This window comes from Streptomyces anatolicus (assembly GCF_019400875.1).
Lineage (GTDB): Bacteria > Actinomycetota > Actinomycetes > Streptomycetales > Streptomycetaceae > Streptomyces > Streptomyces anatolicus.
On the sequence record NZ_WMBF01000603.1, the window covers coordinates 1 to 3393 of the forward strand.

The 3393-nt window shown below is 67.6% G+C and carries 2 protein-coding genes; both read right to left on the bottom strand.

Annotated features, from left to right (window positions below; genetic code table 11):
* Window positions 1–804: glycosyltransferase 87 family protein (locus GKQ77_RS30225; protein ID WP_372460027.1), on the bottom strand; the 804-nt coding region annotated here is incomplete at its 3' end.
* A gap of 139 nt (window positions 805–943) precedes the next feature.
* Window positions 944–3393 (bottom strand): transglycosylase domain-containing protein (locus tag GKQ77_RS30230; protein ID WP_258022232.1); only part of this gene is annotated, 2450 nt, incomplete at its 5' end.

Genomic DNA, 3393 nt, shown 5'->3' on the forward strand with positions numbered 1-3393 from the left:
CCCCCGCCCCGCCCGCCAGCACAGGATCAGCAGCGGTCCCAGCAGCAGTACGGGATAGAGCTTGGCGGCCGTCGCGAGGCCCAGGAGGACGCCGAAGGCGACGACGCGCCCGCGGGACCACATCAGCATCGCGGCGGCCGTCAGGGCGACGGCGAGCAGGTCCCAGTTGATGGTGGCCGTCAGCGCGAAGGCCGGGGCGAGGGCGACGAGCAGCGCGTCCCAGGGGCGGCGGCGGTGTGTGCGGGTGACACAGACGGCGACGACCGCCGTGCAGGCCATCAGTATCCCCGCGTTGACCATCCAGTAGATCTTCTCCTGGTGCTGGATGGATCCGCTGCCCGGTGTCACCCAGGAGGCCATCTCCATGAACATCCCGGTCAGGACCGGGTATTCGAGGTACTCCATGTCGCCGGGCAGCTTGTCGAAGTACGGCACGAGGCCGTCGGCGAAGCCGCGTCCGTCGTAGAGGTGCGGGATGTCGGAGTAGCACGCGTGCGTGTACTGCGAACTCGCGCCGACGAACCAGGCGCCGTTGTAGCACGGCATCTTCTGGACCATTCCGAGCGCGAACATCCCGAGCGCGACGAGCACGATGACGCGTACGGGAGTCCACCAGGTGGCAGCGGCCATCGCTCTGCGGCCGAGCGGGCCGCCGAACAGCTCGCTGCCGGCCCGGGCGACCTCGTCCTCCTTCGTCGGCCGCACCGCGGGCGGTTCCTGCGGGCTCACGGGCGCGTGCACGCGTGTGCTCGGCGTCTCTGCGCCGGGGCCGGCGCTGCGGTCTGCACTGGGCATGCCCGCCATCCTGCCGTACGCGACTGAGAACACGGAGAGGGCCGCCACACCGGTCGGTGTGGCGGCCCTCGTTTCACGTGAAACATCCGCGTGGAACGTCCGCGGAACGCCCTCTGAGTCTGCTCAGGCGGAACGCCCCTGCGTCTGCTCAGCCCGTCGGGCCGCCGAAGATCCCTCCGCCGTTGTGGTTCCCATTGCTGTTGCCGGGCGGATCAACCGTGGGAGGCGGTGATTCCCCGCCCGGTCCACCGTCGGCCCCACCGTCCTCGGAACCGCCGTTGGCGCCACCGTCGGCGTTGTTGCACTCCCAGTCCCACTGGGAGCAGGACTCCTCGGGCTCGGGTGACTGCGTCGTGGGAGGCTTCGTCGTCTCCGTCTCCGTGGGTGTCGGCGACGACGGCTCGTCCTCCGGCTCCTCGGTCACCGTCGGGCTCGGCGCAGGAGGCGGCGTCTCACCGATGACCCTGCCGATCGGGTCCGGCACGGGGAAGGCCATCACGCGCTCGCCCCGGAGCGCCTTCGACATGTAGTCCTGCCAGATCTTCGCGGGGAACGAGGCGCCGTGGATCTTCTCCTCGCCGCCCGTGCCGAACATCTCCAGGAACTCGCGCTTCTTGTTGGCCTCGTTGTCGTCGAGCCGGTACATGCTGATGGCCGTCGAAAGCTGCGGGGTGTAGCCGACGAACCAGGCGGACTTGTTGCCGTCGGTCGTACCCGTCTTGCCCGCGACCGGGCGGCTGCCCAGCTGGGCCGAGGTGCCGGTGCCCTTCTCGACGACGGTCCGCAGCACGTCGGTGACGTTGTCGGCGACCGCCCGCGAGAACACCCGCTTGGTCTTCTTCGGATGCGTGTAGACCGAGTCGCCCTCGTGCACGACCTCGGTGACCGAGTACGGATCGTTCTGCTTGCCGCTGGCGGCGAACGTGGAGTACGCCCCGGCCATCCGGATCGCGCTCGGCGAGGAGGTGCCGAGCGAGAAGGACGGGTAGTTGGAGCTGGCCATGGAGTTGTCGTCCTTGAGGCCCGCGTCCATCGCCGCCTGCTTCACCTTGCTCAGGCCGACGTCCATGCCGAGCTGCACATAGGCCGAGTTGACCGACTCCCGCATCGCCTCACGAAGGTCGATCTGGTAGGTCGGCGGGTTGTACGACTGGTCCCCGTCGTTCTTCTGGTTCCACTGCTTGCCGTCGCGGTCGGTCCAGACCGTCCCGTTGTAGTTCTTGATCTTGAGTTCGTTCTTGCCGCTGTACAGGCTCTTCGGGTTGACTACCGTGCGCTGGGCCTCGCTCTGGATCTCCGGCCCGGCGGGATCGCGCACGCCGTACTTGAAGGCGGCGGCCAGCACGAACGGCTTGTACGTCGAACCCACCTGGGCGCCGGTCTGGTCGGCGTTGTTGGTGAAGTGCTTCGTCGCGTCGACGCCGCCGTAGATCGCCCTGATCGCGCCGTCCTCGGGATCCACCGACGCCCCGCCGAACTGGACGTGCGTGTCCTTCTCGGGACGCAGCTTCGGGTTGATCTTGTCCTTGCGGACCTTGTTCACGGCCTTCTCGAGCTCGTCGACCTTCTTCCTCTGGAAGGTCGTGTGGATCTCGTAGCCGCCCTGCTGAAGCTGCTCAGCGGTGATGTCCGTGTTGCGGATGACGTACGCCTTCGCCAGGTCCACGAGATAACCGGTCTGGCCGGCCAGCTGGGTGTTGGACCGCGGGTTCTCCAGCTTCGGGAAGTCCCTGTACTTGTTCCGCTCCTCGGCGGTGAGACGGCCGTCCTTGACCTCCTCGTCGAGGATCCACTTCCACCGCTTCTGGGCACGCGCGGTGTTGTCCTTGGCGTTGGCCGCGGGGTCGATCTCGGGGTAACCGGCCGGGTCGTAGTACGTGGCGCCCTTGAGCACCGTCGCGAGGAGCGCGCACTCGCTCGGGTCCAGCTTCCTGGCTTCCTTGTCGAAGTACGCGCGCGCGGCCGCCTGGATGCCGTAGGCGCCTCGACCGTAGTAAGCGGTGTTGAGGTAGCCGGCCATGACCTTTTCCTTGGGTTCGGTCCGGCCGACCTTTATGGAGATGAAGAGTTCTTTGAACTTCCGGCTGAACGTCTGGGACTGGTCACCCAGGCGCGCGTTCTTCACGTACTGCTGGGTGATCGTGGAGCCACCCTGGGTCTGCCCGCCCTTGGCCATGTTGACCACGGCACGCGCGATGCCCATCGGGTCGACGCCCTTGTCCTTCTCGAACGTCTTGTTCTCCGCCGACATGACGGCGAAGCGCATCTCCTTGGGGATGTCGTCGTAGTCGATGATCTGGCGGTTGCGCTCGCCGCCGGTGGCGACCATCTGCTTGCCGTCGGCCCAGTAGTAGACGTTGTTCTGGGCAACGGCCGCCTTGTTGACGTCCGGCACCTCCACCAGCGCGTACGCGATGCCGGCGACCGCCATCAGACTGCCGACGAAGCTGAGGAAGAGGCCGCTGACCAGGCGCCACGACGGAATCCAGCGCCGCGCACCGCGCCTGCCCGCGCGCGGGTAGTCGATGAACCGCCTCTTTCCGGACGGCTCGGGGCCACGGCCCCTGCCGCGCCCGGCACCACCCGAGCCCCCGGAAC